We start from the raw sequence: 22928 nt of genomic DNA, 5'->3' as shown, positions 1-22928 counted from the left end.
AATTCCAAGCCTTTTTTGTTGCCATGTGAATCTTCAGACCTTATTGGTATTGAGATCGATGCAGAAATCGACCAAGCCATCGATTTCATTCGACTTGTCAAAAATTGCATCGGCATTCAAGCGTTGGCAGCGTTCACGCACATCAGGGGTTGCGTAATTGCTCAACACCAGCAGCTTTTGATTTTTGGATCGTGCCTGCAAGGCATTGACTACGCCCAGGCCGCTGCCCTGACGCAAAAAAAGATCGACCACAACCAGATCCCAGGCATCTGCATTTTGCGTCAGCCAGTGTGTGGCATCCAATTCCGTATCCGCAGTGCCGACAGCTTCCACATCGGCCAGCTCGGCCAAGGTTGCGATCAGGTTCTCGCGGATTGTGGGATTGTCTTCAACAAAGTAGGTACGCAGTTTCACGTCGGTTCCATCGGATTCTGGCGGTAACGCTTATCGCAACATTGTTAAATGCTTCTGAAACATTGTTACATCGAGGCCCGGCAACGCGAGTCAGTGTCTCTACGTAATTGCTGCCGGTTGCACAGAATTCAGTTTTTTTCTTTGCAGACTGGGCAGTCGGAATTGCGTGTTGTGTGCATCGTACTCCAATCCATGGAGCGGGCATCCAGCATTTGAAGTCGTCCGACAGAGCTTTGGCCGAAACCGGTAACCAGCTTGAGGGCTTCTGCTGCTTGTTGAGTCCCAATCAGGCCAACGAGAGGTGCGAAGACGCCCATGGTTGAACATTGGACCTCCTCAAACTCGGCTTCTGGCGGGAAGATACAGGCGTAGCAGGGGCTCTGGGGATCCCGGGGATCAATGACCATGAGCTGCCCATCCAGCCGGATGGCGGCTCCTTCCACCAAAGGCACTCCATGGCGCACGCAAGCGGCATTGATGAGCTGGCGCGTGCGGTAGTTGTCGGTGCAGTCCAGTACGATGGTGGCCTGGGGAACCAGCTGATCGAGCAGGGCATCCGTAGCTTGCTCTGCTATGCACCGAATCTGGACTTCGGGGTTGATGGCGTGCACCGCCTGGCGAATGGACTCCACCTTGGGTGTGCCGATGCGGGCGGTTGTATGGGCAATCTGGCGCTGCAGATTGGTCATGTCCACGGTATCGTGATCGACCAGCGTCATCGTGCCAATACCGGCTGAGCCCAGATACAGTGCAGCCGGGGAGCCCAGTCCACCGGCACCGATGATCAGCGCATGTGCGGCGAGGATGCGTTCCTGCCCTTCGATGCCAATCTCGTCGAGCATGATGTGGCGGGAGTAGCGCAGCAGTTGATCGTCATTCATCGATTGGCTTTCAGGGTTCCAAGAAAAAGCCGGGCAAGCCCGGCTGATTGGATGAAGGGGCGTTCCCTTGCTTATGGATTGCTCTTTTCGGGCTATTTTTTGTCCGTCGGCTTTTTGTCATCGGACTTCTTGTCGGAGCCTGCAGAATCTTCGGACTTTTCCTCGGTTTTGCGCTCGGTCAGGGTCTTGCTGATTTTCACAGGCTGGCCCTTGAGTTGATTGAGCGCCTGCTGAAGCTGGAAGTCCTTGTCTGTGCCAAATTCAGGCAGGCGGCGCTCGGAGATCGGCTTCTTGGCTTCTTCTTCCAGGCGCTTGCGGGCTTCTTCACGGGCCTTTTCCAATGCCTCGTTCTTGACCTCGGTGCCCTGTCCACTGGACAGGTGCTTTTCCAAGTCTGCTTCGCGCATACCCAGAGCTGCGTACAGATTGCCTTCTGCGGTTTCATCGACCATCAGGTCGGGAACAATGCCCTTGGCCTGGATGGACTTGCCGCTGGGGGTGTAGTAGCGGGCCGTGGTCAGCTTGAGAGCGGTGTCAGGGCCAAGAGGGCGTACGGTTTGCACCGAACCCTTGCCAAACGACTGGCTGCCCATGATGGTGGCGCGTTTGTGGTCTTGTAGCGCACCGGCCACGATTTCACTGGCAGAAGCAGAGCCCTCGTTGACCAGCACGACCAGAGGCAGCTTCTTGAGGGCTGCAGGCAGACGCTGCAGGGGGTCGCCAGAGCCGCGCTGGGCGTAGAACTCGGGGGATGCCTTGTATGTGGACTTGCTTTCGGCCAGCTGGCCGTTGGTGGAGACCACGGTCACATCGGGTGGCAGGAAGGCTGCAGAAATGGCCACGGCCGCATCCAGCAGGCCGCCGGGATCATTGCGCAGATCCAACACCAGTCCCTTGAGCTTGGGATCCTGCTTGTAGATTTCCTCGACCTTGCGAACAAAGTCGTCCACGGTGCGTTCCTGGAACTGGCTCAGGCGAATCCAGGCATAGCCGGGCTCGATCACCTTGCCCTTGACCGACTGGGTCTTGATCTCTTCACGTGTGATGGTGACGGGGAAGCTGCGGCTTTCGTCCTTGCGCAGGATGTTCAGGCGCACCTTGGTATTGGGCTCGCCACGCATGCGCTTGACCGCGTCGTTGAGACTCAGTCCCTTGACGGCCGTGTCATCGATCTTGGTGATCAGATCGCCAGTCTTCAGACCGGCGCGGAAAGCGGGGGAGCCTTCGATGGGCGAAACGATCTTGATCAGACCATCTTCCATGGTGATCTCGATGCCTACGCCGACGAACTTCCCGGAAGTGCCTTCCTTGAATTCCTTGTAGCTCTTCTTGTCGAAGTACTGGGAGTGGGGGTCCAGGCTGGAGACCATGCCGGAGATGGCATCCGTGATCAGCTTTTTGTCGCTGACAGGTTCCACATAATCGGTCTTGATCAGACCGAAGACAGCAGAAAGTTGCTGGATCTCTTCAAGCGGCAGAGGTGTCATACCCCCACGGGCCAATGTCTGTAGCGACACCGTGGTCAGCGCACCGGCCAGCACGCCCACAGAAATCCAACCTGCAATTTTGATTTTTTGACCCATAACACCCCTTAAGCCTTCGCAATATACACCTTGGACGACAGAAGGCCTATGAGGTTCCATAGGCCTTTTGCCGTGTCAGCCCGGTTCAGGCTGAACCGGGCGGTGAAGAGGTCTCAGGCCTTGCCCTGGGCCGCGACTGCCGCTGCAGCCTTGGCTGCGGCTTCGGCGTCGCCCAGGTAGTAGTGGCGGATGGGCTTGAGATCGGCATCCAGCTCATAGACCAGAGGAATGCCGTTGGGCACGTTCACGCCCACGATCTTGTCGTCGGCGATATTGTCCAGATACTTGATCAGGGCGCGGATGGAATTGCCGTGGGCGGCAACCACCACGCGCTTGCCGGCCTTGATGGCGGGGGCGATGGACTCGTTCCAGAAGGGCACGACGCGCTCGACCGTGTCCTTGAGGCACTCGGTCAGCGGAATCTGCTCGGGCTGCAGCTTGGCATAGCGCAGATCGCCGCGTTCGCTGCGGGGGTCTGCGGCTTCCAGGGCGGGTGGCGGCACATCGTAGCTGCGGCGCCATTGCAGGACCTGGGCGTCACCGTACTGCTTGGCCATGTCGGCCTTGTTCAGGCCTTGCAGGCCGCCGTAATGACGTTCGTTGAGGCGCCAGCTATGCACCACGGGCAGCCAGGTGCGGTCCATCTCGTCCTGCACATGCCACAGGGTCCGGATGGCACGCTTGAGCATGCTGGTGTAGGCCACATCGAAGTCATAGCCTTCTGCCTTGAGCAGTTGGCCGGCCTTTCTGGCCTGCTCGACGCCGGTGGCCGTCAGATCCACATCGGTCCAGCCGGTAAAACGGTTTTCAAGGTTCCAGGTGGATTCACCGTGGCGAATCAGAACGAGCTTGTACATGGATTCTTATCTTCTCAAAGTAGCAAAGCAGTAATGACGCGAAGTCAAAAGTGTGCGTATTCTAGAGGTTGGCCTTTGTCCAAGCACATGGCAAGGAAAGCTTGCTATGAATTTGAGCAACCTGGCGGCTATTCCTGTTGATCTTGGCAGGAATTGCGCTTGCCATGAAAGAGAGCGCCCACTTTCGTGATTGTCATTGCTTGTCTGCGGTCACCTGCATGCCGGTCAAGGGCTGTCATCACCCGGGCGGGTCAAGCCGCGGCATGGCCTCTAAAATCGACAGGTTTGCCATCCCAAGGAATGACGTGAAATTCATCATCGATAACTGGTATTTGATCCTGATTGCCGCTGCGTCGGGCGTGATGCTGCTGCTGCCGGCCCTGCGTGGTGCCTCGGGTGGCTCCCTGTCAGCTGCGGCTGCCGTGCACCTGATCAACCGCGAAAAAGCCGTGGTGATCGATGTCTGCGAACCCGAGGAATTCGCCGCAGGCCATGTCAATGGCGCGAAGAACCTGCCTTTGAGCCAGCTGGAAGACAAGCTGCCCACGACCGTGAAGAACAAGCAGCTGCCCGTGGTGCTGGTCTGCGCATCGGGCGCCCGTGCCGTGCGTGCCGAGGCCACCGCCAAGAAGCTGGGTTACGAGAAGGCCCAGGCTCTGGCTGGCGGCATGAAGGCCTGGCGTGATGCAGGCCTGCCGGTTGAAAAAGCCTGATTCAGCCCCCAGCTGTGTGTTTTGACGGGCGCAGCGATCAGCCGCGCCGTGCTAGAGATCAAGGAAAGTTGCCCATGCAAGCCGTAAAGATGTACACCACCGCCGTCTGCCCATATTGCATTCGTGCCAAGCAGATTCTTCAGTCCAAGGGCGTGGAGAACATTGAAGAGGTGCGCATTGATTTCGACCTCGCTGCGCGTGAGCACATGATGCAGACCACCGGCCGCCGTACCGTGCCCCAGATTTTCATCGGTGAAACCCATGTGGGCGGCTGCGATGATCTGATGGCACTCGATGCCAAGGGCGGTCTGCTGCCTCTGCTGCAAGGCTGAGTCTGCTCAAACCCTGTTTGCAGCACTTGCTAAAAAGCCGCTGCCCGGCAGGCACTGCATAATGCAAAGCGCTATTTCATGGAAATGCCTGCTGTGAGGATAGTCAAGACTTCCTCGACGCAGGCATTTTTGTGTTCCCCAAGATTTTTCTGAAAGACCCCGTTCATCATGGCCGAACAAGACAACAGCCCCGTGTTCCAGATCCAGCGCGTTTACCTGAAGGATCTGTCCCTGGAGCAGCCCAACTCCCCCGCCATCCTGCTCGAGCAAGAGCAGCCCAGCGTGGACATTCAGCTGGGTGTGGAAGCCACTCCCGTGGCTGAAGGCGTGTACGAAGTGGCCGTGACTGCCACCGTGCAGACCAAGATCCAGGACAAGACCGTGTTCCTGGTCGAAGCCAAGCAAGCCGGTATCTTCGAAATCCGCAACGTGCCCGAAGATCAGATGGGCGGCGTGATCGGCATTGCCTGCCCCCAGATCATCTACCCCTACCTGCGCGGCAACGTGGCCGACGTGGTGACTCGCGCCGGCTTCCCTCCCGTGCATCTGGCCGAAATCAACTTCCAGGCCATGTACGAGCAGCAACAGGCGGCGGCTGCCGCCCAGGCAGAAGGCCAGCTGCCCCAGTAAGCCGTGGATGAGGACTGATTCCTGCGCTGTGCAAGAATCGGGGCTCAGGCACAAAAAAAGAGGCCCTAGAGGCCTCTTTTGCTTATGGGCTGTGCGCAAACTGCTATCACTATTAGGACTTACGCAAACAAGAATGCACAAGGAGCGTTCCCATGGGGAAAATTTCTTGATTGAGCCTGATTTGCGTAAGTCGTGACTATTCATATGAACATTCTTGTCATCGGCGCTGGTGCCTGGGGTACGGCCATGGCCATCAGCGCGGCCACTCATCCGGACAAGCGCAGCGTACGCCTCTGGGCGCGGGACGAGGCGCAGGCGCGGCAGATGCAGGCGGAGCGTGCCAATAGCCGTTATCTGGCGGGCATTGCCTTTCCCGATGCGCTGCAGGTGGTCAGCGGCGATGTGATGGCGCAGGTGCAGGAGGCCGACCTCATCGTGCTGGGCACGCCCATGGCGGCGCTGCGTCAGTGGCTGATCAGGCTGCAGGACTGCCGCTCCCCCGTGGTCTGGCTGTGCAAGGGCTTCGAGGCCGTGGCCGCCGATGCTCCGGCAGGCAGCCATGGCCTGATGGCGCATGAGGTCTGCCAGCAGGTTGCGCCCCAGCTCAGAAGCGGCGCGCTCAGCGGCCCCAGCTTTGCGGCCGAAGTCGCGCGCCAGCAGCCCACGGCTCTGGTGGCCGCCAGTGCGCACAAGGATGTCAGCGAGTTGCTGGTCAGTGCCTTTCATGGCGAGGCCATGCGTGTCTATGCCAACGAGGACATCGTGGGCGTGGAAGTGGGCGGCGCCGTCAAGAATGTGCTGGCCATTGCCACGGGCCTGTGCGACGGACTGAGCCTGGGGCTCAATGCTCGCGCGGCGCTGGTCACGCGCGGCCTGGCCGAGATGACGCGTCTGGGCGTGGCCCTGGGCGCGCGCGTCGAGACTTTCATGGGCCTGTCCGGCCTTGGCGATCTGGTGCTGACCGCCACCGGCGATCTGTCGCGCAATCGCAAGGTCGGTCTGCTGCTGGCCGAAGGCAAGACGCTGGAGCAGGCTGTGACATCGCTGGGCCATGTGGCCGAGGGCGTGTATAGCGCCCGCACCGTGCTCGCGCGGGCACGCCAGGTTGGCGTGGAGATGCCGATTACCGAGACCGTGGTCGCCTTGCTCGACGGTCAACTGCCAGTCACCGAGGCCGTGCAGCATCTGATGGCGCGCGATCCGCGCGGTGAGTAAAAAACATAGCTGCTGGCGCTTTTTATCTATAGGTTTTAGATGATTTTTCATCTGAAACCAAAGAAAGGTCAGCGATAGCAGCTATTGGTTTTGATACCTGCTGGCTTAGCGGCCTTCACGCACGCTCAGCCAGGCGCTGGCTGCCCCGCATAGCGCAATGACGACCATGCCCAGCACGGCCCATTGATCGGGGATATGGCCATAGACCAGCCAGCCTGCCAGCAGCGCGCAGGGAATCTGGCTGTAGAGAAAAGGCGTGATGGTGGCGGGCTCGGCCTTTTCATAGGCCTTGAGCAGCATCAGATGTCCCACGGCGCTGCCTGCGCCCATGGCAATCGCGGCCAGCCAGAGCGCGGCGCTGTCCGGCAACTGCCAGACCCAGGGCAGGGCCATGCAGCTCAGGCTCAGCGCCAGCAGGCTGGTATAGATCTGCGTGGTCAGCGGGCGCTCCTTGCCCGCCATGCGGCTGCTCAGAATTTGATAGGCGGTGTTGGCTAGCAGCTGCAGCGCCGGCCAGACCAGGGCCCAGCCGCTGAACTGGCCCCCACCGGGCCGGATGATGACCAGCGTGCCCGCAAAGCCCAGCGCCACCAGCACCCAGCGCAGCGGGCTGACATGCTGGCCCAGCCAGAGCGCGGCCAGCAAGGTCAGGGCCAGCGGCGTCAGCGCCACGATGGCCGTGAACTCCGCCAGTGGCAGATAGCGCAGGCTGAGCATGGCAAAAGCATTGCTCAGGCAAAACAGAATGGCGCGCAGAAATTGAAAGCCCGGACGCTGCGTGCGAAAAATATCCAGCCCGTGCCGCGCCACGCCAAAGCCCACGGTCAGCACCGACTGCAGCACATAGCGCAGCCACAGCGCCATCAGCAGGGGCAGCAGCGCACCCGCATATTTGGAGCCGGTATCGAGCACCGAAAAGCAGGCGCAGGCCAGCACCGTAAAGCCAATGCCCGTCAGCGTATGGCGATGGGTTGAGGCGGCGGAGTGCTGTGGCATGGAAGAACTTACCGGGCACTGCGCGGTGCCGAGAGAAAAGATTTCAGGTGATTTTGGCCTGAAGTCCCTGATGACTAAGCGTTAGCTGCTATTGAATTCATGGCGTGAACTCAATCATGAAGCGTGGCGCAAGAGAGAGACAGCAAGCAAGGGCCGCCCCGCAGCTAGGGCTGCCCCAGCGATGCTGTCGTCCCCCTCCCTTAGCGCGCAGCGCGTAGAGAGAGGGGGAAGCCGCGTAGCGGCTCAGGGGGAGTTACAAACCAATCTCCAGCGCCAGCAGCTCTTCCACGGTCTGGCGGCGGCGAATCAGCTGCACTTTGTCGCCATCGACCAGCACTTCGGCGGCCAGCGGGCGGGTGTTGTAGTTGCTGGACATGGAGCTGCCATAGGCGCCTGTGTCGTGAATCACCAGCAGATCGCCTACGCTGGCACCGGCCAGACTGCGGGGCAGCACCACGCCGCCATCGCCCTGGGTGAACACATCGCCCGATTCGCACAAGGGGCCTGCGACCACGCTGTCCTGCGCGGGCAGGCTCTGGCCGTCGCGGCGCAGCACTTCCATGCCGTGGTAGCTGCCATACATGCTGGGGCGCATCAGTTCGTTGAAACCGGTGTCGACCAGCACGAAGTGGTTGCTGCCCGCGTTCTTGGTGGCGCGCACGGTGCCCAGCAGCACGCCGGACTCGGCCACCAGGAAGCGGCCGGGTTCGAGTTCCAGGCCCAGGCTGTGGCCGACGATGCCTTCGGCCTGCTTGCGCGCCGCATCCCACAGGCCGTGGTAGTGGTTGGTGTCGATGGTGGCATCGCCAGCACGATAGGGGATGGACAGGCCGCCGCCGGCCGAAATCGCATGCAGGTCCACGCCCGCGGCCTTGGTGCGCTCGACCAGCTTGACCATGGCGCCGCAGACTTCCTGCAGATGGCCGTAATCCACGCCCGAGCCGATGTGCATGTGCAGGCCGGCCAGCACCAGGCCGCCGGTCTTGATGGCGGTCAGCGCATCTTCCAGTTCGCTGTGCCAGATGCCGTGCTTGCTGTGCTCGCCGCCGGTATTGGTCTTGTTGCTGTGGCCGTGGCCGAAGCCAGGGTTGATGCGCAGCCACACATGGTGGCCCTTCGACACGGCAGCCAGCTGGTGCAGCATGTCGATGGAGCCCGCGTTCACAGGCACCTTGTGCTCGACCACGGTGGCCAGTGTCGCTTCGTCCATCACATCGGCGGTGAAGACGATGTCGGCGGGCTCGCCGAAACCGGGCGTGAAGCCCGCCGCCAGCGCGCGCAGGACTTCGCCGCGCGAGACCGCATCCACCTTCACGCCCTGCTCGCGCATCAGCTTGAGGATGTGGATGTTGGAGCAGGCCTTCTGGGCAAAGCGCACGGTGTCGAAAGCCTTGAGCTGGGCAATGCGCTCGCGGATGGTGGCGGCGTCATAGACCCACAGCGGTGTGCCGTATGCATCGGCCAGGTTCCAGAGTTGAGCGGGAGTGAAGGGATTGGACATGGTCATGAACTTTCATAGCTGTCAGCGCAGGCTGGCTATGCACTTCAGCCGCATTTCGCTCACATTGCCTTGCATGGTGCCCATCTCTCTTCATTCAGTCCAATGCTTAGATGTGTGAAGTCAATTCATTTTCGATATGCTTGAAGGCATGAATGAAAGTCGCATCACCCATCGCCATATCGAGGTCTTCCGTGCCGTGATGACGGCGGGCAGCGTGACGGGGGCAGCCGCCTTGCTCTATACCTCGCAGCCCACGGTCAGCCGCGAGCTGGCGCGCATGGAGCAACTGCTGGGCTATGCATTGTTCGAGCGTGTGCAGGGCCGCTTGCGCGCCAATGCGCGTGCTCTGCTGCTGTGGGACGAGGTGCGGCGCAGTTGGCATGGCCTGGAGCGGGTGATTGACCGTGCGCAGGAGCTGGGCCGCCCCCAGGGCGCGCATATCAGCGCGCTGTGCCTGCCGGCGCTCAGCCATGCGCTGCTGCCCGGGGCGCTGGCACGGCTCTATGCCGAGCATGGGCCGGTAGCCGTCAGCGTGACCACGCAGGAAGGGCCGCTGCTGCAGGAATGGATGGCCGCCCAGCGCTTTGACCTGGGCCTGACCGAGCAGGCCGATGCGCCGCCCGGCACGCGCAGCCTGCCGCTGCCGGCCATGGACGAGGTGGCCGTGCTGCCCGCGAACCACCCGCTGGCTGCCAGGCCGGTGCTGCGGGCCGAGGACTTTGCGGGCCAGCCCTTCATCAGCCTGGCGCGTGACGACCCTTATCGGCAGCAGATCGATGCCGTGTTTGCCGCAGCCGGTGTGCAGCGCAGCCTGCAGCTGGAGACCCATAGCGCGGTGGCGGTCTGCGCCATGGTGCAGCATGGCCTGGGCGTGGCCATCGTCAATCCGCTGACGGCCAGGGCCTGCGCCGGTCTGCAACTGGTGGTGCGGCCGCTGGCTTTTTCTGTCCCGTTCCAGGTTCATCTGCTGCTGCCGCTGCACCGGCCAACGGATATGGCCGTGCAATGGCTGGTAGATGCGCTGCAACAGCAAAGCCGGTTTCTGGCCCAGGCTGCCTGATTGCAGATACTGCCGGGTCCGCAATACCTCCAAAGACGCTGGCAGCCATATTGCTCAGGTCAAGGCCCGTGCATTCGTGGTTTTGGGTGCCGGGCGTGCCCGCCATATCGTCGATCACGGCCGCGGTCAGCACCGATTCCTGTAAGCCCACCATGGCAATGGTCAGCGCAGGCCGGGCGATGATGCGCAGCCGGGCACTCCACACGTGGGGCAACTGGGCAGAGAAGATCGGTACGGCCAGCGCATTCACAAAGCCGGTGCGCACCGAGCTGGAGACAAAGCGGATCAGCATGCCCATGCGGCACAGGCCGAAGATGATCTGCATGACGCCAATCAGCAGTTCGCGTGGAACGCTGGGAGCCCATTCATTGCGCAGCCGACTCGGTCGGGAAGAGAAATTCATGATGCGGACAGACGGCCCGCAAGATGTGAAGTGGATATATTGCGGTCCGGATGGTACGCACTGCGCGACTATTGTCGGGCTATTTCATCTCGGAGCAACGTGCCAATGCCTTCCGAACGATTGCACGGAAGCTGACGCGCAGAAGGCTTGGAAAGCTCAGGCTGCAGGTTTCTTGAAGCAGACCATCTTGGGCCGGAACCGCTGCAATACCTCTCCGCGCTGGTTCTTGGTGTGGCTGAGCACACGCACCATGGCGCGGTTGGGCTTGGATTGGGAGGGGATGATTTCCACAATCTCCGACTCCACATGCAGCACATCGCCGGGTCGCGTGGGTTGGGGCCAGGCCAGCTCTTCCATGCCGCCGCCAATCACGCCATCGGCCAGCGGAATGCTTTCGGTCACCAGCCGCATGCTGATGGATGCCGTATGCCAGCCGCTGGCAGCCAGGCCTTGAAAAATGTCCGCTGTCAAGCTATTTTTGTTCTGGCCAATCTGGCGAAAACGTATTCCTGACGCGGATTTAGAGCGAATTCAGGCTGAGGGCAAAGAGGCATTGCACCCGAGCCAGGAGCCACATAGGAGTCTGGGGATTGTGTATGCCTGGCGCACTGAGGCGTGAAACAGCATGGATATGCACGGTGGGAACATTGGTCAACAGCCTGTCAAAGCGCGGTGGGATTCCATGAAAGCAAAAGTTGTCAGTCTTCGTGCCGCCGTTCGCAACCGGCAGTCGATCAAGCGTCGATGCTGCGCCAGTCGCTTTTTGTTCTGCTGTGAGAACGCCGTTGGCCACGACTTTCTGCAGCTACTCAGGTGACCTGCAAAGACCCCTTGGCCCCCATCAGCAGTTCAATCACGTCCGGTGCTGTGATGACACTGAAGCGTGGGTCCATCTGTTCCGCCGTCATGCCGTTATGGATCATGCACGCGCCGCAGATTGCGATCCGCCCGCCCTTTTCCAGGAACTTGTCCAGCAGGCTGGCAACGGGCTCGAAGGGCTTGCCGATGTCCATGCCGGTGGCTGCACCCGGCTTGCCCAGTTCAACGGCTTCCACCATGAGGATGATGGTCGCAGTGTGTCCCTTAAGCAGAGCGTTGAGCGCCATGGTGAAGGTGACGGTCACCTTGTTGGGGTTGCTTTTGCCGTCGAAGACGGTAGCAACGAAATCAGTGGTTTGCATAGCTGAGATCTTTCGTATGAGAGGTTTACGGAAGACGCCCCGCACAGGACAAGGGCGCCAGATGGGTTAGATCAGTGAGACCCTACCGCGCCGAAGCCGGTGCAACTGCGTTGTGGGCCAGTGCCGAGAACTCGTTGAAGGCCGCCACGGCATTCGAGGCGTACATCGCCGAAGGACCGCCACCCATATAGATGGCCACTCCCAGCGTCTCATGCACTTCGGCTTCCGTAGCGCCCAGCTTGACAAGCGCCTTGGTGTGGAAGGCGATGCAGCCGTCGCAGCGGGCCGCCACGCCAACCGCGAGCGCGATCAACTCCTTTGTCTTGGCATCCAGCGCTCCATCGGCAATCGCGGCCTTGCCCATATCGCCGAAACCCTTCATGACCTGCGGAACGCCCTTGTGCAAGGGCGCCAGATTAGCCGTCACGTCCTTGGTCAGTTGTTTGTAGCTATTCATCATCGGAAACTCCTCATTGGCAGAAACATCAAGTTGAAATCAGGTCGAAGACCGAGTAGACGGACCTCACCCGGACTACCTGCCGCCGACGGGCTAGAAAAGTATGGTCGAGCCCTAGCCCTAGCCCTAGCCCTGGCAGCGCGACACCATGCCACGCTCGCGGACCAGCAGGGCCGTAACGCCAGCAGGCGCAGTAGGACGATCCACGTGGCGGGCTGCAGCATGGCGGCGAGCTCGCCGCCCTCCTGCGGCAGCCTCCACAGCGGGGCCGTGGTGTGCAGCCACTGCGCGGCCGAAACCTGCCTGACGGAACCTGCAGTCATGCGGGCAGACGCATCGGGATCTTGAGATAGCGCACGCCGTTGGATTCGGCTTCGGGCAAGCGGCCTGCGCGGATGTTGACCTGGATCGACGGCAGCAGCAGCGTGGGCGCGGCCAGCGTCGCGTCCCGGCGCTGGCGCATGGCCACGAACGCGTCCGCGTCCACCCCGTCGTGGACGTGCACGTTGCGCGCACGCTCTTCGGCGACCGTGCTCTCCCACGCGTAGCTGTCGCGGCCGGGTGCCTTGTAGTCGTGGCACATGAACAGCCGCGTGGCGGGTGGCAGCGCGAGCAGCTTCTGGATCGACTGGTACAAGGTGTGGGCGCTGCCACCGGGGAAGTCGGCGCGCGCGGTGCCGTAGTCCGGCATGAACAAGGTGTCGCCCACGAACACCGCATCGCCGATGCGGTAGGACACGCAGGCGGGCGTGTGGCCCGGGGTGTGCAGCACGTCTACCTTCAGGTCGCCGATGTTGAAGGTCTCGCCGTCGCGCAGCAGGCGGTCGAACTCGACGCCATCGCCGGACACGTCGTCCAGGTTGAACACCGGCCGGAAGATGGTTTGCACATCGCAGATGTGTTCCCCAATGGCCACCCGGGCGCCGGTGCGTGCCTTCAAGTAAGGCGCCGCGCTCAGGTGGTCCGCATGGGCGTGGGTCTCCAGGATCCAGGCCACCTCCAGCGCCTGGGCAGCCGCCGCGGCCAGCACTTGGTCGGCTGATGCGGTCGACACCTTGCCGCTGCGGTGGTCGTAGTCGAGCACGGGGTCGATCACGGCCGCCTGCCGCGTCACGGGATCGGACACCAGATAGGTCACGGTGTTCGTGGCCTCGTCGAAGAAAGCCTGGATCTGAGCAGCGGATCGCATAGGGAGTGTCCTGCCTTGGAAGGGGTGTTTTGACTATTTATTAGTTTATGCTAAATTAGAAAATAATGAAATACAAATCACCATGACGCCCAGCCAGAAAGACCAGTCGTTTTTGCAGGACAGTGCGGCCAGGGCCGCGGCCATGCTGCGAGCGGTCGGCAATGAGCACCGCCTGCTCGTCCTTTGCCTGCTGATCGAGCACGGCGAGATGACGGTCGGCGCTTTGCTCGACCACGTGGCCCTGAGCCAGTCCGCCCTGTCCCAGCACTTGGCCAAGATGCGCGAGGAAGGCCTGGTGGCCTACCGGCGCGAGTCACAGACGCTGCACTACCGCATTGAAAACCCGGACGTGGCCAAGCTCATCGCCACGCTCAAGACCATCTTCTGCCCATGACCCGCCACCGGAGGCCCCCATGTCCCTGAAATCCATCTCGCCCCAAGCCGCCAGCGAACTCGTGAATCAGGGTGCCGTCCTAGTGGACATCCGTGCAGCGAACGAACACGCCCGCGAACGCATCGCCACGGCATGCCATGTGCCCATGGACCGCCTGCGAAGCGGCGGCCTGCCGCTCGACGGCGCGCCAGCCGTCATCTTCCATTGCCGCTCGGGCAACCGGACGCGGGTGAATGCGTCGGTGCTGGGGGCCTGCACGGCCTGTGATGCCTACGTGCTCGAAGGCGGGCTGGACGCCTGGAAAAAGGCGGGGCTGCCCGTCGTGGCCGACGCCTCGCAGCCGCTGGAGCTGCAGCGGCAGGTGCAGATTGCAGCGGGGTCCTTGATCGTGCTCGGGACCGTGCTCGGGGCCACGGTATCGCCCTGGTTCCATGCGCTCTCGGGCTTCGTTGGAGCGGGACTTGTTTTCGCCGGGGCCTCGGGGTTCTGCGGGCTGGCCCGCGTGCTGATGCGCATGCCCTGGAACCGCAACGCGCTGGCAGGATGAAGTTGCCACGGGCAGTGGCACTTCGCCCTGCCACGCTTTGTTTTCTTGTTTGACTGACCCAGGAGAAACCATGAAATTCAACGTCGGCGGCGTGGACCGCATCCTTCGCATCGTCATCGGCCTCGTCCTCATCGCGCTGGCCGCCACGGGCACCGTGGGCTGGTGGGGCTGGCTGGGCGTCATCCCGCTACTGACGGGGGTAGTACGCTTTTGCCCGCTGTACTCTCTTGTAGGAATGAACACTTGCCCGATGAAAGCAAGAAAGTAAGGAAGTTCGACATACACCGACTGTTTCTCTTGGGGCGGCACATTAGTGCATGCATTCCAAAGCGCAATGTAAGAGCTTTTGGTCCCACTCGAAGCACTGTCCGGGTGCACGAGGTGCACTTACGCGGTTTCAGACAGAACCAACGAAAGAGGTCATCATGGACTGGCCGCTAAGAGCGGTTCCTGCTGGTTGTTTTGAATCCCCGATCCCCAGCCATGAATGCCTCCAGCATGTGCGGGATCAACATCGCCGCGTCTACGGCCTCGCCATACGCCTGCGCGTGCAGCGCGGCGTAGCGATCGAGGTCGGCCTTCAGGCTGGCCGGGCACGCGAAGGTCAGCTTGATGCTTTCCGTCTTCGGGAGCGGACCGAGCCGCAGCTTCTTGGCCGTGCTCATCGCATTGTTCCCCGATTGAAGAACAGCGGTTGGTACGGCCGAAGCACCAGGTCGCGGTTGACGATGATGCGAACCGGCAGGCCCGGCCGTTCAGTCAGCGTCGGCTGGATGTTCATGTTGCGCCGGGTCATCTCCTGCCCGACCTGATTGATGCTGTCCTGTGCGCTGTCGCGCCCGGCGATCACGATGCGATTGCCGTCCTGCCGGTTCTCCGGCGCGGCCAGCTCGGAACCCACGCCCAGCAGCGTGGTCAGCGCCGCGCCGGCAAAGACCCGATCCCAATGCCAATCGACACCATCCTCCAGGCCGGCATAGCCGGCCGGGTCAGTGCCCGCAAGGTTGTCGAGCTTCAGCGAAGACGTGTCGGGCAGAATGATCCGGTTCCACACCACCTGCACGCGGCTCTGCCCGTAGCTGACCTGGCTGTTGTACTTGCCCAGGATGCGCGATCCCTGCGGGATCAACAGGAACTTGCCCGTGGCCGAGTCGTAGACCGGCTCCGTCACCGTGCCGATCACGTCGCCCGGCAGGTCGGACTTGATGCCCGTCACCAGCGCGCCCGCGATCACCGTTCCGGCCATCACCTGGTACGGCGAGGCTGGCATTTGCAGATGGCCGGAATTACGGGTTTCCGTAGAACCGCCTTTCAGGAAAGCCTCTTTCTGGTCTTGCCGGTTCTGCACGGCGGTCGGGTCGGAAGGCTGAGCCGCCGTCGAGGCCGGCCCAGCGGCGAGCGGGTCCAAGCCCGCCAAGGCGCTGCCCGGCGCAGCCGTAGCGGCAGGCGCTGCGGCCTTGCCCTGCTGGCCCGAGCGGAAGAACACCGTCGAGGCCGCTGCGGCCTCGGCTTCCTTGCGCCGTGCATCCTCCGGGTCGTGGCCCGGAGGCGCATAGGCCGGTGTCACAGGTTGCTGCGACTTCACGATGGCCGGCCCAAGGTCGCCCGGCAACGGCGGCCCCAGCTCCGGCACCTTCGGCGGCAGCTTGGAATAGTCCGATGGCAGGCCGTCCAGCCCTTCGGACTTGGACACGCGATCCACGTTGTAAAGCTCGGTCTGCTCGCCAGCACCACGCCGATGCGGCTGCAATGACCAGATCGTCGCCCCGAGTACCGCGACCGACAGGCCGCCGGTGAGGATGGCCAGCGTGCGCCGGTTCAGGCGCGTAACCGGGCGCGGCTGCGCGCGCAGCCCCACCGCCTCGGGCGCGACCTTGCCCACCGCAGGCGCTGCATGGTCAGAAATGTCGTCCTGGCTCATGGTCAGTTCCTCCGCGTGCCACCCGAAACCCCATCGGTGCGCTCGATGCGCACCACGTCGCCTTTGTCACCACCGAGGCGCAGCTCCGCCGCGCCGAACAGCCGATCCACGATGTAGTACGGCGGACGGAATCGGTAGTTGACGAGCTGGCCGTCGCCCTGCGCGCCGATCACGAACAGCGGCGGCAGCTCGCCTTGGGCGATGCCCGGCGGGAACTGGATGTAGACCTTCTCGCCGTCATCGAAGGCGCGCAGCGGCTTCCACGGCGGATTGCTGCCGCTGACCGCATAGCGGAAGCGGATCTTCTCCAGCGACAGGCCCGCATCGACCGGCGCCGCAGCGCTGGCCGCCTGCGCCTGGCGCTGCAAGGCCAGCATCTTGTCCTTGGGGTACTCCCAGGACACCGACGCCATCCAGGTCTTCTCGGTCGAGGTCAGCTCCAGCAGGTACGTCCTGCGGCTGGTCGTGATGACGAGGTTGGTCTTCAGGCCCGAGCGGATCGGCTTGACCATCACATTGACGCGCAACGCCTCACCGCTGCCGCTCGATGTGTCGCCCACGATCCAGCGCACCGTGTCCCCGGCGGCGACCGTCACTAGTTCCTCGCCGGGCTGGAGCGCAATCACGGTCACGCGGCCCACGGCCGCGTAGACCTGATACAGCGCGCCATCGGTGAAGGGCCAGATCTGAATCGCATTGACATAGCCCTCGCGCGTGGGCGCAATGCGCGCCTCGGCATTGGCACGGGCCACGCGCACGGTTTCGTCGGCGGGCTCCGCCGCAGGCTTGGCGTCATCGGCCTTGGGCACGGGTTTCATCTGCGCCGGCATCGGCAACACCTCGGGCACGGTCACGACCTCCACCGGCTTCGGCGCCTCGGGCAGCGGCTGGGCCTGCACGGGCTCGTCGAGCGAGATGGCCGGCGGCGGCTTGCCCTGCGTGGCGCAGCCCGAGAGCAAGACGCTGGATGCCAGCAAGATCAGCGGCAAGGCGGATTTACGGAAAAGCGGATTCATGGCTTGGCTCCTTCGGATGAATCGAGTTCGCGGCTCCACGACAGTCCGTTGACGTAGATGCCCAAGGGGTTCTTGCGCAGGCGCTGCTCGGTACGCGGGGTCTGCTGCACTATGGAAATCACTGCGTTCCAGCGTTCGGTGCGATCCAGTGCGCCGTTGACGTAGCGCGTTTCCGTCCAGCGCACGTTGAAAGACGTGTCGCTGGCACGGGTCACGCTGGTGATCTGCACCGTCACTGACTCCTTGCCGATGCGCGCGAACGGATCGTTCACGCGGGCGTAGTCGTTGAGCACCACGGCGCCCTTATCGGTGGTGTAGTTGTATGCATCGAGCCAGTTCTGGCGGACGACGATGGGATCAATCGACAGCGAGCGCACCAGGCCGATGAAGCGGCCCAGGTGATACGCGATCTGGGCATCGCTGGGCCGGTACGGCGTGGCGGCTTCGCCCACGGTACGCACCTGCCCAGCCTGATCGACCTCGATCACATAGGGCGTCACGATGGACTGCGCCGAGCGCCAGACCAGGCCACCGGCCATCAGCAGCGCGAGCGCAAGGCAGCCGAAGGCCATCAAGCGCCAGTTCTTCGCCTGCACGCGCGGCGAGCCGATGCGCTCGTCCCACACCTGGCCGGCGGCTTGGTACGGCGTGGCGGGCTGCGGCGTGTCGGCATAGCGCACCTGGGGTCTTTTGAATCGCATAGGGGTTCTCCTTGAGGATCAGGAAGCGGGTCATTCGTCGGAGTTGCGCAAGCTCGGCCCTTGGCTGGAGCTGCCGCCATCACCACCGCGCAGCGTGTGGGCGGCGGTCGTCGCGGCATGGGTGAGTTGCTGCCTGCGATGCAGGCGCTTGGCCCAGGCGGGCTGCTCGGCGGCGGCTGGTGTTGCGGAATCGGCCGCGCCCTGCGAGCCGTCAGACGCGGCGGCGTCATCAGGCCGGAAGGCGGCGGCGACACGCTCCTTCATCGAGCGCGCGCCATCGGCCACCTTCTGCCCGGCGGCCTGCGCGCCAGTCTTGGCGACATTGCCCACGCCGGCGGCAGCGCCTTTGAGGCCACCGCCAGCGGACGCGGAGCCAGCCTGGAACGCCGACTTCGCGCTGCTGGCGGCCCCGGTAGCGGCACGCGCACCGCTGCCGGCCAGCTTGGCCGCAGCCGGGGCCATGCGCGCGCCGGCAGCGACAGCGCCGCCGACGCCCGTGGCTGCGGCGCCCACGGCAACCGCAGCGCCGGCCGCGCCCAATGCGGCACCGGCCATCGCGCCCGCGCCGAGCTGCGGGCCGCCAGACACCAGCCCGGTCGCAATGCCCGGCCCGAAGATGCCCAGCGCCAGCAGCGTCAAAGAAGCCAGCATGATGACCACCGCATGGTCGATGGACGGCTCGGCGGGATGCACCTGGAACTCGGCGAACAGGCCCGAGCCGATGCCCACGATGACGGCGAGCACCAGCACCTTGATGCCGGACGACACCACGTTGCCCAAGACTTTTTCAGCGAGGAATGCCGTCTTGTTCCACAACGCGAATGGCACCAGCACGAAGCCTGCAAGCGTGGTCAGCTTGAACTCGATCAGCGTGATGAAAAGCTGGATCGCCAGCACGAAGAAGCACAGCAGGACGATGAGCCAGGAGAGGAACATCACGACGATGGGCGTGATGTTCACGAACACCTCGGGAAAGCCCGCCATGTCGCCGATCTGTTTGAGGATCGGTGCCCCGGCGTCGATGCCGACCTTGGCCAGCCTGCCCGGTTGCAGGAAGTTCTCCATGCTCAGGGTCGAGCCGCTGGCCGTCAGGCCCAGGCCGGCGAACGAGCGGAACACGATGCCAGCCAGCCAGTTGAAGTTGCCGATGATGTAGGCGAAGGCGCCCACGTACAGCACCTTGCGGATCAGCTTGGCGATCACGTCCTCGCCCTGGCCGGTGGCATGGCCCATCGCCCAGAACAGTCCGGCGATCGTCATGTCGATGACGATCAGCGTGGCCGTGAGGAATGCCACTTCGCCCTGCAGCAGCCCAAAGCCCGAGTCGACGTAGCGCGAGAATACATCGAGGAAGCGGTCGATGACCGAAACGTCGTTCATGGCAAGTCCTCCTGCCCGGACAAGGCCACCGCCTCGGCGCTGTCAGTGGGTTCATCAAAGCTAGGCGGAATCGGCGGCAGGTCGGCCAGCGTCCGGTATTCGTCGGCACCGGCCTTGCCGGAGAGAAAGCGGCGCAGATCGGCCTGAGCCACCTGCGCGCACAACGCGCCGTCATGCTGGCCCGTGCGGCACTGCGCCTTGAGCAAGCACAGCCGCACCGGATCGGCCGACAGCGCATCGACCGAAGGCGCTTCGTGCTGGCCGCAACCGGCCAGTACGAGCACAGCGAGAGCGAACAGGACGGGCGTGCGGTTCATGGCATCACCCGTCAGCGGCTGTAGAAGTTGACGGGTTGCGGCGTGTACGGCGTGCCTTCACCCAGGAATCGCCGGTTCACCTCGCGGCCCCGTTCGACGGCGGCGGCCTGCCGCGCCAGCTCCAGCGAGGCCGCGCGATCCTGCGTGATCTGCAGCCGCTGCGTCTGGATCGACTGCTTGGCCTGCAAGGCGAGCAACTGGTTCATGGCCTGCATCGCCTGCAGCGCGCCTTGCGCCGACTGGCTCTTGCCGACCAGATCGGCCAGCACGCTTTCATCGTCCTGGAGGTTCTGCGATGCCTGCGCCTGCATCTGCATGGTGGTTTGCAGGCCGTTGAGCGTGTTCTTCCACCGCTCCTGCGCATCGAGGTACATCTGATTGCCGCTCACCGTGGCCGCGTACTTCTCGGGATACAGGCGCGCGAACTCTCGGTCGATGCTCGTCACGTCGTAGGCCAATCCCTTGGCCTGCGCGATGAGACGCTGGGTGGTCGCCAGGTTCGCGCGCAACTGGCCCACCACGCTGGACGGCAGGCTGGCCAGGTTACGCGCCTGGTTGATGAGCATCTGCGCTTCGTTCTGAAGCTGGCGGATCTGGTTGTTGATCTGCTCCAGCGTGCGAACGGCGGTGAGCGTGTTCTGCACCAGATTGGTCGGGTCGAGCACGATGTCGCCGACGCCGAACAGCGCGTGCGCGGGCTGCGCGATACCGAAGACGAGCACGCAGGCGGCGGTCAGGGCTGCGAGCTTGGGGGCATGGGTTTTCATGGCTGGTTCTCCTGCGGATGGGTGGGAACAAAGGCGGCGGTCGGCGGCGTGCCGGGGAAGTCACGCAGCAGCTCGGCCGCCCAATCGAGGCTGCGGTGGCGCAGCCACGCGGCTGCGAACGGGGAAGACGCTGCGGAGCTGGCATCGACTGCGGCGAGCACTGCGTCCATGTCACGCTGGTCTTGCGGCGTGGAGGCGCCCACGAAGGCCAGCGTCGCCGGCCCCAGGTCAAGGTCGAACAAGCGGTTGCCGAGACGGGATTGGTAGTAGTAGTCGCGCTTGGGCTGCGCGGTGGCGACGATTTCGATCTGGCGGCTGTTGAGGCCGAAGCCTTCGTAGATAGCTCGAATCTGCGGCTCGGTCGCCTGCGGGTTCGGCAGGAAGATGCGGCTTGCGCAGCTTTCGATGATCGCGGGCGCGATGCTCGAATCCTTGATGTCGGCAAGGCTCTGCGTGGCGAAGATCACCGACACGTTTTTCTTGCGCAGCGTCTTGAGCCACTGGCGGATGCGTGCCGCAAACACCGGGTCATCCAAGAACAGCCACGCTTCATCGAGGATCAGCAGCGTGGGCGCACCGTCAAAGCGTTCGTCGAAGCGCGCAAAGAGGTAATGCAGCACGGCCATGACGGCGGCCTTGCTGTGCATCAGCTCCTCCATCTCGAAGCACTGCACGTCGGCCATGCCCAGCCGGTCGTGGTCGGCGTCCAGCAGCTTGCCGTGCGCACCGCCGAGCACATAGGGCGCGAGCGCTTGGCGCAGCGCATTCGATTGCAGCAGCACCGACAGGCCGGTCATCGTGCGCTGCTCCACCGGCGCCCCGGCCAGGCTGCCCAGGGCTGACCAGATAGCGGCCTTCTCGTCCGGCCCGACCGCCACACCCTCGTGCCGCAAGCGGCCTTCGATCCATTCGGCCGCCCAGGTGCGGTAGCCCTCACGGTCGATGCGGGCAAGCGGCTGGAAGGCGATTTCGCCATCCGTTCCGAGGTCGTAGTGCTCGCCGCCCAGCCCGAGGATCGTGGCGCGCATTGAGCGGCCCATGTCGAAGGCGAAGATGCGCGAGCCGCGATAGCGGCGGAACTGCATCGCCAGGGTGGCGAGCAAGACCGACTTGCCCATGCCGGTCGGGCCAGCGACCAGCGTGTGGCCCACGTCGCCGATGTGCGTCACCAGCCGGAACGGCGTCGCGCCATCGGTGCGGGTGACGATCAGCGGCGGGCCGTCCAGGTGGTCGTTCTTCTCCGGCCCGGCCCATACCGCCGACACCGGCATCAGGTGCGCCAGGTTCAGCGTCGAGACAATGGGCTGGCGCACGTTGGCGTAGGCGTTGCCGGGGAGCGAGGACAGCCACGCATCCACGGCGTTGAGCGTTTCGGGGATGGTGACGAACCCCCGGCCCTGGATGACGCGCTCCACCATGCGCAGCTTCTCGTCGGCTGCGCCGGCGTCCTCGTCCATGACGGTGACGGTCGCCGTCAGGTAGCCGAAGGCCACCTGGTCGCTGCCCAGCTCCTGCAAGGCGGCGTCCGCGTCGGCGGCCTTGTTGCTGGCGTCGGTATCCACCAGCGGCGACTCCTGCTGAAAGATCGTTTCGCGTAGCAGCGCGATGACGTTCTTGCGCTTGGCGAACCACTGGCGGCGCAGGCGGGCGAGTTCTTTTTCCGCCTCGGATTTGTCGAGGCACAGAAAGCGCGTACTCCAGCGGTACGCAAATCCCAGGCGGTTGAGGTCGTCCAGAATCCCCGGCCAGGTCGAGGTCGGGAAGCCCCGCACCGTCGCCACACGCAGGTGCTGGTCGCCCAGCATGGGAGCCAGGCCACCGACTAGCGGCGAGTCGGTCAGCAGCGCGTCGAGGTGGAATGGCACCTCGGGCGCTGCGACCCGGTAGCGCCGCGTCGAGATGGTGGCGTGCAGATAGGTCAGCGTCTGGCTGTCATCCAGCCATGCGATCTCCGGCATCACGCCATCGAGCAGGTCGAAAACGCGATCCGTTTCCGCGACGAAGGCGGTCAGGCGTTCGCGCCAGTCCACGCCTTCGGTCGGACGGTTCTCGTACAACATGCCGACCGCGCGGGCGCGGGATTCTTCGGGCGGCAAATACACCAGCGTCAGGTGATAGCCGCTCTCGAAATGGTTGCCCGATTCCTCAAAGGCCGCGCGCCGTTCCTCGTCCACCAGCCAGGACAACGGTTCGGGAAAGTCAGAATGTGGGTAGTCGGCCGCAGCTCGGCGCTCGGCCTCGATGAACAGCGCCCAGCCCGAGCCCATCCGGCGCAGCGCGTTGTTCAGCCGTGCGCTGGTGGCGATCAGCTCGCCTTGCGTCGCGCTGTCGAGGTCAGGCCCGCGAAACCGTGCTGTGCGTTGGAAACTGCCGTCCTTGTTCAAGACGACGCCCGGCGCGATCAGCCCGGCCCAAGGCAGCCAGTCGGCCAGCAGCGCGGGCCGCTGGCGGTATTCGGCAAGGTTCAACATGG

26 protein-coding genes and 1 pseudogene are annotated in these 22928 nt (G+C 63.4%); 8 read left to right on the top strand and 19 right to left on the bottom strand.

Annotated elements, in window-relative coordinates; genetic code table 11:
- Positions 1-33: 33 nt before the first annotated feature.
- The 4 genes from QMY55_RS19385 to gpmA all read right to left on the bottom strand — a co-directional run bounded on the left by QMY55_RS19385 (position 34) and on the right by gpmA (position 3735).
- Positions 34-414, bottom strand: a complete 381-nt coding sequence (locus tag QMY55_RS19385; protein ID WP_283485745.1) for a response regulator — start codon at positions 412-414, stop codon at positions 34-36.
- 128 nt (positions 415-542) lie between these two features.
- A complete protein-coding gene (locus QMY55_RS19380; RefSeq protein WP_283485744.1) occupies positions 543-1295 on the bottom strand; it encodes a HesA/MoeB/ThiF family protein in 753 nt (250 codons plus the stop codon).
- Positions 1296-1387: 92 nt separating this feature from the next.
- On the bottom strand, positions 1388-2878 hold the full coding sequence (locus QMY55_RS19375) for a S41 family peptidase (protein ID WP_283485743.1): 1491 nt from the start codon (positions 2876-2878) through the stop codon (positions 1388-1390).
- A gap of 113 nt (positions 2879-2991) precedes the next feature.
- Positions 2992-3735 carry a 2,3-diphosphoglycerate-dependent phosphoglycerate mutase gene (gpmA, locus tag QMY55_RS19370; protein ID WP_283485742.1) on the bottom strand — a complete coding sequence of 248 codons (744 nt, stop codon included), beginning with the start codon at positions 3733-3735 and terminating at the stop codon, positions 2992-2994.
- A 305-nt stretch (positions 3736-4040) separates the two neighbouring features.
- Here gpmA and QMY55_RS19365 point away from each other — a divergent pair, with 305 nt between their 5' ends.
- The 4 genes from QMY55_RS19365 (at position 4041) to QMY55_RS19350 (ending at position 6625) form a co-directional block, all read left to right on the top strand.
- Positions 4041-4448: a rhodanese-like domain-containing protein gene (locus tag QMY55_RS19365; protein WP_283485741.1), complete on the top strand. Its 408-nt coding sequence runs from the start codon at positions 4041-4043 to the stop codon at positions 4446-4448.
- 74 nt (positions 4449-4522) lie between these two features.
- Positions 4523-4780 (top strand): glutaredoxin 3, encoded by a 258-nt coding sequence (gene grxC, locus QMY55_RS19360; protein ID WP_283485740.1) that lies wholly within the window; start codon positions 4523-4525, stop codon positions 4778-4780.
- Between the two features lie 168 nt (positions 4781-4948).
- Positions 4949-5410 carry a protein-export chaperone SecB gene (gene secB / locus QMY55_RS19355; protein WP_003066740.1) on the top strand — a complete coding sequence of 154 codons (462 nt, stop codon included), beginning with the start codon at positions 4949-4951 and terminating at the stop codon, positions 5408-5410.
- A 204-nt stretch (positions 5411-5614) separates the two neighbouring features.
- The gene (locus QMY55_RS19350; RefSeq protein ID WP_283485739.1) at positions 5615-6625 is read left to right on the top strand and encodes an NAD(P)H-dependent glycerol-3-phosphate dehydrogenase; all 1011 of its coding nucleotides are present in this window, start codon (positions 5615-5617) and stop codon (positions 6623-6625) included.
- Between the two features lie 105 nt (positions 6626-6730).
- On the opposite strand, the gene QMY55_RS19345 is transcribed toward QMY55_RS19350, so the two are convergent.
- Both QMY55_RS19345 and lysA read right to left on the bottom strand, forming a co-directional pair.
- Positions 6731-7621, bottom strand: coding sequence for a DMT family transporter (locus QMY55_RS19345; protein WP_283485738.1), 891 nt, complete (start codon positions 7619-7621; stop codon positions 6731-6733).
- A gap of 253 nt (positions 7622-7874) precedes the next feature.
- Positions 7875-9122, bottom strand: coding sequence for a diaminopimelate decarboxylase (lysA, locus tag QMY55_RS19340; protein ID WP_283489017.1), 1248 nt, complete (start codon positions 9120-9122; stop codon positions 7875-7877).
- Between the two features lie 148 nt (positions 9123-9270).
- Between lysA and QMY55_RS19335 the strand changes: the two genes are divergently transcribed.
- On the top strand, positions 9271-10182 hold the full coding sequence (locus tag QMY55_RS19335; protein WP_283485737.1) for a LysR family transcriptional regulator: 912 nt from the start codon (positions 9271-9273) through the stop codon (positions 10180-10182).
- A 19-nt stretch (positions 10183-10201) separates the two neighbouring features.
- On the opposite strand, the pseudogene QMY55_RS19330 reads toward QMY55_RS19335, so the two are convergent.
- The 5 genes and pseudogenes from QMY55_RS19330 to QMY55_RS19310 all read right to left on the bottom strand — a co-directional run.
- Positions 10202-10522: pseudogene (locus QMY55_RS19330) on the bottom strand (SulP family inorganic anion transporter); the annotation flags it as partial.
- A gap of 219 nt (positions 10523-10741) precedes the next feature.
- The gene (locus tag QMY55_RS19325) at positions 10742-11056 is read right to left on the bottom strand and encodes a hotdog family protein (RefSeq protein ID WP_407650542.1); all 315 of its coding nucleotides are present in this window, start codon (positions 11054-11056) and stop codon (positions 10742-10744) included.
- Positions 11057-11394: 338 nt separating this feature from the next.
- Positions 11395-11766 carry a DsrE family protein gene (locus QMY55_RS19320; protein ID WP_275053462.1) on the bottom strand — a complete coding sequence of 124 codons (372 nt, stop codon included), beginning with the start codon at positions 11764-11766 and terminating at the stop codon, positions 11395-11397.
- An 82-nt stretch (positions 11767-11848) separates the two neighbouring features.
- Positions 11849-12226 carry a carboxymuconolactone decarboxylase family protein gene (locus tag QMY55_RS19315; protein ID WP_275053463.1) on the bottom strand — a complete coding sequence of 126 codons (378 nt, stop codon included), beginning with the start codon at positions 12224-12226 and terminating at the stop codon, positions 11849-11851.
- 316 nt (positions 12227-12542) lie between these two features.
- Positions 12543-13412, bottom strand: coding sequence for an MBL fold metallo-hydrolase (locus QMY55_RS19310; protein WP_283485736.1), 870 nt, complete (start codon positions 13410-13412; stop codon positions 12543-12545).
- An 82-nt stretch (positions 13413-13494) separates the two neighbouring features.
- Here QMY55_RS19310 and QMY55_RS19305 point away from each other — a divergent pair, with 82 nt between their 5' ends.
- From QMY55_RS19305 to QMY55_RS19295, 3 genes are all read left to right on the top strand, one after another.
- Entirely contained in the window at positions 13495-13806 is a 312-nt protein-coding gene (locus tag QMY55_RS19305; protein WP_283485735.1) for an ArsR/SmtB family transcription factor, read from the top strand.
- 19 nt (positions 13807-13825) lie between these two features.
- Positions 13826-14353, top strand: coding sequence for a rhodanese family protein (locus QMY55_RS19300; RefSeq protein ID WP_283485734.1), 528 nt, complete (start codon positions 13826-13828; stop codon positions 14351-14353).
- A gap of 70 nt (positions 14354-14423) precedes the next feature.
- The gene (locus QMY55_RS19295) at positions 14424-14621 is read left to right on the top strand and encodes a YgaP family membrane protein (protein ID WP_283485733.1); all 198 of its coding nucleotides are present in this window, start codon (positions 14424-14426) and stop codon (positions 14619-14621) included.
- A gap of 169 nt (positions 14622-14790) precedes the next feature.
- On the opposite strand, the gene QMY55_RS19290 is transcribed toward QMY55_RS19295, so the two are convergent.
- From QMY55_RS19290 to trbE, 8 genes are read right to left on the bottom strand one after another with little or no spacing between them, the layout of a single operon-like run.
- Positions 14791-15018, bottom strand: coding sequence for a DUF2274 domain-containing protein (locus QMY55_RS19290; RefSeq protein ID WP_283485732.1), 228 nt, complete (start codon positions 15016-15018; stop codon positions 14791-14793).
- Positions 15015-16274, bottom strand: a complete 1260-nt coding sequence (locus QMY55_RS19285) for a TrbI/VirB10 family protein (RefSeq protein ID WP_283485731.1) — start codon at positions 16272-16274, stop codon at positions 15015-15017. Before QMY55_RS19285 ends, QMY55_RS19290 begins: the two co-directional genes overlap by 4 nt.
- Before the next feature lie 2 nt (positions 16275-16276).
- Complete coding sequence (gene trbG, locus QMY55_RS19280; protein ID WP_283485730.1) at positions 16277-17290, bottom strand: P-type conjugative transfer protein TrbG; 1014 nt, start codon at positions 17288-17290, stop codon at positions 16277-16279.
- Positions 17287-17991, bottom strand: coding sequence for a conjugal transfer protein TrbF (gene trbF / locus QMY55_RS19275; protein ID WP_283485729.1), 705 nt, complete (start codon positions 17989-17991; stop codon positions 17287-17289). Before trbF ends, trbG begins: the two co-directional genes overlap by 4 nt.
- A gap of 30 nt (positions 17992-18021) precedes the next feature.
- Positions 18022-19371, bottom strand: a complete 1350-nt coding sequence (gene trbL, locus QMY55_RS19270; RefSeq protein WP_283485728.1) for a P-type conjugative transfer protein TrbL — start codon at positions 19369-19371, stop codon at positions 18022-18024.
- Positions 19368-19688: a hypothetical protein gene (locus QMY55_RS19265; RefSeq protein ID WP_283485727.1), complete on the bottom strand. Its 321-nt coding sequence runs from the start codon at positions 19686-19688 to the stop codon at positions 19368-19370. Before QMY55_RS19265 ends, trbL begins: the two co-directional genes overlap by 4 nt.
- Positions 19689-19699: 11 nt before the next feature.
- Positions 19700-20455 carry a P-type conjugative transfer protein TrbJ gene (gene trbJ, locus QMY55_RS19260; protein ID WP_283485726.1) on the bottom strand — a complete coding sequence of 252 codons (756 nt, stop codon included), beginning with the start codon at positions 20453-20455 and terminating at the stop codon, positions 19700-19702.
- Positions 20452-22926 carry a conjugal transfer protein TrbE gene (trbE, locus tag QMY55_RS19255; protein ID WP_283485725.1) on the bottom strand — a complete coding sequence of 825 codons (2475 nt, stop codon included), beginning with the start codon at positions 22924-22926 and terminating at the stop codon, positions 20452-20454. Before trbE ends, trbJ begins: the two co-directional genes overlap by 4 nt.
- Positions 22927-22928: the final 2 nt, after the last annotated feature.

Source organism: Comamonas resistens (genome assembly GCF_030064165.1).
In the GTDB taxonomy this organism is placed as follows: Bacteria; Pseudomonadota; Gammaproteobacteria; order Burkholderiales; family Burkholderiaceae_C; genus Comamonas; species Comamonas resistens.
Note: the sequence above shows the minus strand (reverse complement) of the source record. Positions and strands in the feature narration are given on the sequence as shown.

Excerpts from the sequence above, each read along its gene's own strand:
- QMY55_RS19380 (WP_283485744.1), bottom strand. The coding sequence starts at position 1,295 with ATGAATGACGATCAACTGCTGCGCTACTCCCGCCACATCATGCTCGAC.
- QMY55_RS19375 (WP_283485743.1), bottom strand. The coding sequence starts at position 2,878 with ATGGGTCAAAAAATCAAAATTGCAGGTTGGATTTCTGTGGGCGTGCTG.
- gpmA (WP_283485742.1), bottom strand. The coding sequence starts at position 3,735 with ATGTACAAGCTCGTTCTGATTCGCCACGGTGAATCCACCTGGAACCTT.
- grxC (WP_283485740.1), top strand. The coding sequence starts at position 4,523 with ATGCAAGCCGTAAAGATGTACACCACCGCCGTCTGCCCATATTGCATT.
- secB (WP_003066740.1), top strand. The coding sequence starts at position 4,949 with ATGGCCGAACAAGACAACAGCCCCGTGTTCCAGATCCAGCGCGTTTAC.
- QMY55_RS19350 (WP_283485739.1), top strand. The coding sequence starts at position 5,615 with ATGAACATTCTTGTCATCGGCGCTGGTGCCTGGGGTACGGCCATGGCC.
- QMY55_RS19345 (WP_283485738.1), bottom strand. The coding sequence starts at position 7,621 with ATGCCACAGCACTCCGCCGCCTCAACCCATCGCCATACGCTGACGGGC.
- lysA (WP_283489017.1), bottom strand. The coding sequence starts at position 9,122 with ATGTCCAATCCCTTCACTCCCGCTCAACTCTGGAACCTGGCCGATGCA.
- QMY55_RS19335 (WP_283485737.1), top strand. The coding sequence starts at position 9,271 with ATGAATGAAAGTCGCATCACCCATCGCCATATCGAGGTCTTCCGTGCC.
- QMY55_RS19320 (WP_275053462.1), bottom strand. The coding sequence starts at position 11,766 with ATGCAAACCACTGATTTCGTTGCTACCGTCTTCGACGGCAAAAGCAAC.
- QMY55_RS19315 (WP_275053463.1), bottom strand. The coding sequence starts at position 12,226 with ATGATGAATAGCTACAAACAACTGACCAAGGACGTGACGGCTAATCTG.
- QMY55_RS19310 (WP_283485736.1), bottom strand. The coding sequence starts at position 13,412 with ATGCGATCCGCTGCTCAGATCCAGGCTTTCTTCGACGAGGCCACGAAC.
- QMY55_RS19305 (WP_283485735.1), top strand. The coding sequence starts at position 13,495 with ATGACGCCCAGCCAGAAAGACCAGTCGTTTTTGCAGGACAGTGCGGCC.
- QMY55_RS19300 (WP_283485734.1), top strand. The coding sequence starts at position 13,826 with ATGTCCCTGAAATCCATCTCGCCCCAAGCCGCCAGCGAACTCGTGAAT.
- QMY55_RS19295 (WP_283485733.1), top strand. The coding sequence starts at position 14,424 with ATGAAATTCAACGTCGGCGGCGTGGACCGCATCCTTCGCATCGTCATC.
- QMY55_RS19290 (WP_283485732.1), bottom strand. The coding sequence starts at position 15,018 with ATGAGCACGGCCAAGAAGCTGCGGCTCGGTCCGCTCCCGAAGACGGAA.
- QMY55_RS19285 (WP_283485731.1), bottom strand. The coding sequence starts at position 16,274 with ATGAGCCAGGACGACATTTCTGACCATGCAGCGCCTGCGGTGGGCAAG.
- trbG (WP_283485730.1), bottom strand. The coding sequence starts at position 17,290 with ATGAATCCGCTTTTCCGTAAATCCGCCTTGCCGCTGATCTTGCTGGCA.
- trbF (WP_283485729.1), bottom strand. The coding sequence starts at position 17,991 with ATGCGATTCAAAAGACCCCAGGTGCGCTATGCCGACACGCCGCAGCCC.
- trbL (WP_283485728.1), bottom strand. The coding sequence starts at position 19,371 with ATGAACGACGTTTCGGTCATCGACCGCTTCCTCGATGTATTCTCGCGC.
- QMY55_RS19265 (WP_283485727.1), bottom strand. The coding sequence starts at position 19,688 with ATGAACCGCACGCCCGTCCTGTTCGCTCTCGCTGTGCTCGTACTGGCC.
- trbJ (WP_283485726.1), bottom strand. The coding sequence starts at position 20,455 with ATGAAAACCCATGCCCCCAAGCTCGCAGCCCTGACCGCCGCCTGCGTG.
- trbE (WP_283485725.1), bottom strand. The coding sequence starts at position 22,926 with ATGTTGAACCTTGCCGAATACCGCCAGCGGCCCGCGCTGCTGGCCGAC.